The sequence below is a fragment of the uncultured Clostridium sp. genome (assembly GCF_934754925.1).
Taxonomy (GTDB): Bacteria; Bacillota; Clostridia; order Clostridiales; family Clostridiaceae; genus Clostridium.
In genome coordinates this window covers 19510-27686 of the sequence record NZ_CAKVJA010000034.1, presented here as the reverse complement: position 1 = coordinate 27686, position 8177 = coordinate 19510, and the positions used below count along the sequence as shown (strand labels likewise).

Here is an 8177-nt window from a genome sequence, read left to right as displayed (position 1 = left end):
AATGGAACAAAGATATAAATTCTAGGCGAAAATTTCACCGTTCCCGGAAAATAAATATTTCATTTTTTCGCTACATGTAATGCGTAATTTAGTTATAGTGTGTGTTGCGAAATTCTGAAGGAGACATTCCCTCAAATGATTTAAATGTTTTTGAAAAATGGCTTTGATCATAAAAACCTAATGATAGTGCTATATCAAGCATGCTTTTATTTGTTGTAAGTAATAAAACCTTCGCTCTATCTATTTTAATTTTCTTAGAATACTTCATTAGAGATATTCCCATATGCTTTTTAAAACAAGTTGATGCATATTCCGGTGTTATTCCAAGATGCTCAGATATTTTTTCTAGTGACATAAAACTTTCAATATTCATATGAAGATGTTGAAGAAGCTTGTTCACTATGAAGTTATCTTTAACTTCTACATCACTAATTAAAAATTCAAGATATGCTTCGGCCATTTCTACTTCTAACTCCTGAAGGGATTTTAAATCATTAAGAGTTGGTATTTTAACATAATATTTATTGTAAAGAGTATGAAGATATTTTTTAGAAATACCATGTCTTATAATCTCTTTGGAAAATATTGCATTCCATATATATAAATCAATTTTTTTATCTTCTATATTTAAATCATCCTCTAATTCTCCAATATGTTTTTGTTTAATTTTATGAAGAATAGCAGGTCTATTACTGGTATCAATAAAAGAAGAAAATTCATTACTAAAAATATTTAAATCAGAAATAAAACTTTCATACATAACAATTAACCCCCATAATATAGAAAAGTTATATTAATTATATATATATTATATTATAAATATACAATCAAGAGTATGAAAAATTTTTATAATAATTATGTAAATGTTTTAAATGGTAGAGGTGAGTTTTATGAATAAATATGCTGTTTTTCATATTTTAGATACTCCTTATTCATATGGAAAAAATAAGGATACTTTGATTGTTAGAGTAAGAGTAGCAAGAGATGATGTTAAGGAATGTTACATTTATTATAAAGATAGATATGATTGGGAAAATCCATATAATAAAAAGTCCATGAATATAGTTGCAGAGACGGAACTTTTTACGTATTATCAAACAGAAATATCAGTTTTTAGAAATAGATATAGATATTATTTTGAATTTATTGATATGAATGAGGAAAGCTTTAAATATAACGAGAGAGGATTTGTAAATCCGGAATTTGGGTATAATGATATGAATTCTTTTCAATTTCCTTATATAGCAGAAGAAGATTTATATAAAGAAGTTAAGTGGTTACAGGAATCAGTTGTATATCAAATATTCCCAGATAGATTCTATAATGGTAATCCTTCAATAAATATTGAAGGTACTGGACAATGGGGGAAAGGTAAAATTCATAGGAGAAGTGTTTATGGTGGAGATTTACGTGGAATAATAGAGAAATTGCCCCATTTAGAAGAATTAGGCGTTAATTTAATTTATCTTACACCTATATTTAAATCTGATACCAACCATAAATATAATACTGAAGATTATTTTAATATAGATCCACAGTTTGGGACATTGGAAGAAGCAAAAGAGCTGGTAGAAAAAGCACATAACTTAGGAATAAAAATAGTTTTTGATGCTGTATTCAATCATTCAGGTGCAGATTTCTTTGCATTTAAAGATTTAATAGAAAATCAGGAAAAATCAAAATATAAGGAATGGTATTTTATAGATTCATGGCCAGTAAAAAAATCAAAAAATAAGTATTATACTTTTGCTAATGGTTGTGATAATATGCCTAAACTTAATACAAATAATAAAGAAGTTAGAGAGTATTTGTTAAATGTAGGAGAGTTTTGGATTAAGGAAGTTGGAATAGATGGATGGAGACTTGATGTCTGTGATGAAGTTGGACATGAGTTTTGGAGAGAATTTAGAAAAAAAGTTAAAGGTGCTAAAAGTGATGCAATAATAATTGGAGAGATAATGCATGAGGCTAACTCTTTTTTAAAGGGAGATCAGTTAGATGGAATAATGAATTATCCTTTTAAAAATGCTATTATAGATTTTTTTGCTAAAGGAATTATAAATGGAAGAGAGTTTTTAGATATAATGGCAGAAAATAGAGTGTTATATATGGATAGTATTACTAAGCAAATGTGGAACTTGATAGGAAGTCATGATACTAAAAGAATTTATAATGAATGTGATGGAAATATTAATAGAATTAAGCTTGCTATAGCATATCAATTTTTATATATAGGTGTTCCATATATATATTATGGCGATGAGATTGGAATAGATGGTGGAGATGACCCTGAAAATAGAAAGTGTATGGTTTGGGATAAGGAAAAGCAAAATATAGATCTGTTTAACTTTTATAAAAGCATGATTAATATTAGAAAAAGCAATAAAATTTTTATAGACGGTGACTTTGAAGAGGTTTATTGTAGAGCCAATATTATAGCCTTTAAGAGAGTTTTAGAGGATGAAGAAGTTTTATGTGTATTTAATAATAGTGATAGTAGTGCTTCGATAAGTATAAATTCACAATTAAAGGCAATAAATTTAATTACTAAGAATGTTGAGAATTTAGCTAAAATAAACATAGAAGGTTTTTCTTTTAAAGTATATAAGATAATTAAATAATTATTATAGATTATTAACAGGAGAAAGAAGCTAGTACAATTTTGTGCTAGCTTTTAGATAAATTTGATTTAAATTATATTGACAAAAAATAAAGATATGTTAACATTAAAGTAAGAAAACAATTTCAGGAGTCTTTAAAAGTAAAAGGAAAAAAATTTTTTTGAGGGCTTTATTAAAATAATTAATAAAGAAGTGATAAAATGAATAAAATATTAAAAGGTAGCTTTGAGTTAATGAAACAATTAAATGTTTCAGCTGTTCTTAAGGTTATAAGGGATAATGGAAGCCTATCACGTGCAGAAATTGCAAAATTAACAGGATTAACTCCAGCTAGTGTTACGAATATAACAAAAATCTTAATTGAGGACAAATTTCTTATAGAAAGCAAAATTGGTGAATCTAGTGGAGGAAGACCACCAATAATATTGGAGCTAAATCCAAATGCTAGATATGTAATAGGTATAGGTATAGGTGTTGGAGTTATAGATGTAGTTATAACAAATCTTTCAGCACAGATAATCACTAAGAAATCTATAATAATAGATAATGAAAGATATAATTATGATTTAGTTTTTAAAAAGTTAATTAATTTAATTAATGAAGTCTTGGAATCAAGTGAGCTAGATAAGGAAAAGATATTAGGAGTAGGTGTAGCACTGCATGGTATAGTAAATGCAAGGACAGGGGAATCAATACATTCTTTATATTATGGTTGGAAGAATAAAAATATAAAGGAAGATTTAGAAGAAGAACTTGAATTAACTGTGTATGTAGACAATGATGTGAGAGCTATGGCATTAGGAGAAAGTTGGTTTGGGGTAACAAAGGACATAGCTAATTTTGTAACTTTAAATATTTCAAATGGTATAGGTGCGGGAATTATTATAAATAATACACCTTATTATGGAGTTGATTTTAGTGCTGGGGAAATAGGTCATATAGTAGTGGAAGCAGATGGTGATAAGTGTAACTGTGGAAATTATGGTTGTTTAGAAACTGTTTCATCTAATAATAACATAATTAGAAAAGCTATTAAGCTTATAAAACAAGGGGTTAGTACTTCTCTTAGTAGAGATGTGGAGGATATAAATAAACTATCAATACAAGATATATGTGATGCAGCTAAAAATGGTGATGAGATGTCTATAACAATATTAAAGGAAGCAGCCAGATATATTGGAATAGCTATTACAAATTTAATAAATATATTAAATCCAACGGCAATAGTAGTTGTTGGAGAGATATTTGAGAATACAACATATGCCATTGAAACTTTAAATGAGATAGTAAAAAACAGAGGATTAAAATTATCAATTGAAAATGTGAGAATAATTAGAAGTTTATTAGGAAGAGATGCTGCAGTAATAGGGGCTGCAACATTAGTTATTCAAGAAATATTTAATGGTATTAATAGAAAGTAAGTTATAGAAAAAATTTAAAATATTTTTTAATAGTATTAAATTAAGAGTGGATGGTGAAAATTATGAGTAATATTGGGTATGAAATTGAAAGGCTTTTAAAATTTGCACTGAAAAAAGAAATGATTTCTAAGTGGGATGTTATTCCAACGAGAAATGCATTGATAGATTTATTAAAGATAGAAGAGCCCTTTGAAGGAGAGGTAGATGAAAATATAGAAGAGAGTGCAGTTAAAATATTAGAGAATATTTTAGACTATGCAGTTGAAATAGGATTAATAGAAGAAGATACTACTACTTTTAGAGATTTATTTAATGCAAGGATAATGGGCCTATTGATGCCAAGAGAAGGTGAAGTTGTTAAAACTTTTTATGATAAGTATGAAAATGAATCTAAGGAAAAGGCTACAGATTGGTTTTATGATTTAAGTAAGGCTTCAAATTATATAATGACTGATAGAATAGCTAAAAATCTTTGGTGGCCAACTACAACTGAATATGGTGATTTAGAGATTACAGTTAATTTATCAAAACCAGAAAAAGATCCAAAAGAAATAGCTAAAGCGAAGCTTATGAAACAATCCACATATCCAAAGTGTTTACTTTGTAAAGAAAATGTAGGATATGCAGGAAGAATAAATCATCCAGCAAGACAAAATCATAGAATTATTCCTATGACATTAACTAATAAAGAGTGGTTCTTACAATACTCTCCATATGTTTACTATAATGAACATTGTATTGTGTTTAGTGGGGAGCACGAGCCAATGAGATTAACAAGAGATTCAATTGAAAGATTAGTTGAATTTACAGAGTTTTTACCACATTATTTTATAGGTTCTAATGCAGACTTACCTATTGTAGGTGGATCAATATTAACTCATGATCATTACCAAGGAGGAAGACATGAGTTTCCTATGGAAAAAGCTTGTATAGAGAAATATTATGAGAGCAGAAAATATGAAGATGTTGAAATCGGAACTGTTAAATGGCCAATGTCTGTAGTTAGAATAAAAGGAAATGATAAAAATAAGGTTATAGATTTAGCTATGGAAATATTTGAAGCATGGAAAAATTATTCTGATGAAGAAAATGATATAGTAGCATTTAGTGGAGATACACCACATAATACGGTAACTCCAATTGCAAGAAGAAAAGGTGAAGCCTTTGAATTAGATATAGTTTTAAGAAATAATAGAACTTCAAAAGAGCATCCAGATGGTATATTCCATCCCCATAAAGAACTTCATCATATAAAGAAAGAGAATATAGGATTAATTGAAGTTATGGGACTTGCTGTTTTACCAGGAAGATTAGAAAAGGAATTAGATATTATAGCTAAAATTCTTTGCGGTGAAGTAATATACAATAGATTAGAAGCAGAAAATAATAGTGAAATTAATAAGCATATACCATGGATAGAAAGAATGCTTTCTGAAACTTCTTTATTAACTTATGATGAAGCTAAGGAGTTATTAAAGAATGAAGTGGGTAATATATTTGCAAATGTTCTTGAAGATGCAGGAGTATTTAAGAGAAATGAGAAAGGACAAGCTGGGCTAGAAAAATTCTTAAGCACAGTGATTTAAATATAATAGATTTTAAGAGAGGTTGGGAAAGATTATGAATAGAGAGAAAATGATAGAATTATTTAAAAATGAATATGGAGTAGATAATAGAGAGATAAAAACCTTTTTATCACCAGGAAGAGTTAATTTAATTGGAGAACATATAGATTATAATGGTGGATTTGTGTTTCCAGGAGCATTAACAGTTGGAATTTATGCAGCACTATCATTAAGAGATGATAATAAAATAAGAATGAGATCAAAGAATGTTGCTGGAGAAGTAATTGTTGATTTAGATGAAGATTTAGTTTATAAGAAAGAAGATGATTGGGGTAATTATCCAAAGGGAGTTATAAAAGCACTTAAGGATTTAGGACATGAAGTGCCAGGAATGGATATAGTTTTATATAGCAATATTCCAGATGGAGCGGGTCTTTCATCTTCAGCAGCACTTGAAGTACTAATGGCATATATAATACTGTATCTAGAGAATCCAGAGCAAATTGATAGAGTTGAAATAGCAAAACTTTGTCAAAAAGTTGAGAATGAATTTGTTGGTGTTAACTGTGGAATTATGGATCAATTTGCTGTTGCAGTAGGAAAGAAGGACCATGCAATACTTTTAGATTGTGATTCTCTTTATTATGAATATGCCCCTTTAAACTTAGGAGAATACAGTTTGGTTATAATGAGTACTAATAAGAGAAGGGAACTTGCTGATTCAAAATATAATGAAAGAAGATCAGAATGTGAAAAGGCTCTTGAAATAATAAATGAAAATAAAACTGAAAAATTATCAAATCTTTGTCAAGCAACGATTGATGATATTGAATCATTTATCTCTGATGAAACTATAAAGAAAAGAGCTATGCATGTTGTTACTGAAAATGAAAGAGTTAAAAAAAGCATGGAAATGTTAAAAAATAATGATATATTAGGATTTGGTAAATTATTAACAGCATCTCATATGTCTCTTGAAAATTATTATGAAGTTACAGGTCTTCATCTTGATACTTTAGTACATGAGGCTTTAAAGATAGGTGGATGTATTGGTGCTAGAATGACTGGTGCTGGATTTGGAGGATGTGCTATTGCTTTGGTAGATAATACTAAGGTAGAAGAATTTAAAGAAAAGGTATCAGTGGCATACAAAAAAGTTACAGGAATTACACCATCATTCTATACAAGTAATATAGGTGAAGGAACTCATGTATTATAAAATTAATTAAAAAATAAAAAGGACTGTCTTATAATGAATTGTTTTCAAAAAGGTAAATTGAAAATGAGGTAATTATAGGCAGTCATTTTATATTAAGGATATTTTTATGGTTTTAGATAGTAATATAAAGATATTGACTATAAATTAATATAAAAGTATAATTTTAAAGTATTGCTAAAAAAGAGAATGAAATTAACATTCGCTAATTAACGAATAAAAAAAATGTTGATTAACACATTGTTCGCACTGTGCTTTATTAGCCAGAAGGCAGTGTGTTTGTTTCAGTTGTTGATCCTGGAGTTGGATCACATAGAAAAAGTATAGCAGTTAAGATAGCAAAGGGTCAGTACATAATTACACCGGATAACGGAACACTTACTCCCATAAAACGTATGTGTAGAATTACCAGTAGTTGAATCAACTAAAGATAAGGATATAGTAAGTGGAACAATTGATTAGATAATTTAGCTGTTGCTATAAATCAAGGTTCATTCTCTAAGGCGTATAACATACAAACGGGAACTAATTGGAGAATTTCTATTAGAAAGGCACCAAAAGTAGTTTACGAATAAAATTAATTTTAATTAATCATAATGTATATGAAAAGGAGGAGACGTAATGGGTAACAAATTATATATTAAGACTATTGTTGCAATTGGTATTGGAGCGGCTGTATTTATGATATTAGGTCGTTTCGGTTCTATTCCATCAGGAATACCAAATACTAATATTGAAACATGTTATGCATTTTTAGCTTTAATGGCAGTTTTATATGGACCATTTGCTGGAGTTGCTATTGGATTTATAGGACATGCGTTGAAGGATTTGGTGTTTTATGGTTCGCCTTGGTTTAGTTGGTTTATTGCATCAGCAACTGTTGGATTAATTATAGGATTAGCTTGGAAGAGGTTAAAAGTTAATGAAGGTGAGTTTGATAAAAAGGAAATGATAATTTTCAATATTTATCAAATAATTGCTAATGTTGTAGCATGGCTTTTAGTTGCACCAACATTAGATATACTTATATATGCAGAACCGGTTAAAAAGGTCTATTTACAAGGGGCTGTAGCTGGAACTTCAAATGCAATTACAGTTGGAGTATTAGGTACTATATTATTATATACTTATTCTAAGACTAGAGTAAAAAAAGGAAGCTTAGATAGAGAGTAATATCTGTTTTAAATACCGGAGTCTTTACGTCTCTGGTATTTTTAACGATTAAATAAAATTTTACGTCATAAATTTTTTTTCAGAATATACATATGATTAAAAATATAGTATTATTTTTAATGAGGTTATTAATTAATATTTTGTTAATACTAAAATATTGCTAATACAACTTAAAAAAGTG

The 8177-nt window shown here is 28.4% G+C and carries 7 protein-coding genes; 6 read left to right on the top strand and 1 reads right to left on the bottom strand.

Going from position 1 to position 8177, the window contains the following annotated elements:
- Positions 1-88: 88 nt before the first annotated feature.
- Positions 89-760 carry a helix-turn-helix transcriptional regulator gene (locus Q0G30_RS10635; protein WP_195963814.1) on the bottom strand — a complete coding sequence of 224 codons (672 nt, stop codon included), beginning with the start codon at positions 758-760 and terminating at the stop codon, positions 89-91.
- A gap of 130 nt (positions 761-890) precedes the next feature.
- Between Q0G30_RS10635 and Q0G30_RS10630 the strand changes: the two genes are divergently transcribed.
- The 6 genes from Q0G30_RS10630 to Q0G30_RS10605 all read left to right on the top strand — a co-directional run bounded on the left by Q0G30_RS10630 (position 891) and on the right by Q0G30_RS10605 (position 7996).
- Entirely contained in the window at positions 891-2621 is a 1731-nt protein-coding gene (locus Q0G30_RS10630; protein WP_294389600.1) for a glycoside hydrolase family 13 protein, read from the top strand.
- Between the two features lie 200 nt (positions 2622-2821).
- Entirely contained in the window at positions 2822-4042 is a 1221-nt protein-coding gene (locus Q0G30_RS10625) for an ROK family transcriptional regulator (RefSeq protein WP_294389597.1), read from the top strand.
- 62 nt (positions 4043-4104) lie between these two features.
- Complete coding sequence (galT, locus tag Q0G30_RS10620) at positions 4105-5628, top strand: UDP-glucose--hexose-1-phosphate uridylyltransferase (RefSeq protein WP_148322468.1); 1524 nt, start codon at positions 4105-4107, stop codon at positions 5626-5628.
- 34 nt (positions 5629-5662) lie between these two features.
- On the top strand, positions 5663-6826 hold the full coding sequence (locus tag Q0G30_RS10615) for a galactokinase (RefSeq protein WP_294130326.1): 1164 nt from the start codon (positions 5663-5665) through the stop codon (positions 6824-6826).
- A 272-nt stretch (positions 6827-7098) separates the two neighbouring features.
- Complete coding sequence (locus tag Q0G30_RS10610; RefSeq protein ID WP_294389594.1) at positions 7099-7242, top strand: SAM-dependent chlorinase/fluorinase; 144 nt, start codon at positions 7099-7101, stop codon at positions 7240-7242.
- 202 nt (positions 7243-7444) lie between these two features.
- On the top strand, positions 7445-7996 hold the full coding sequence (locus Q0G30_RS10605; protein WP_294389591.1) for an ECF-type riboflavin transporter substrate-binding protein: 552 nt from the start codon (positions 7445-7447) through the stop codon (positions 7994-7996).
- Positions 7997-8177 lie beyond the last annotated feature (181 nt).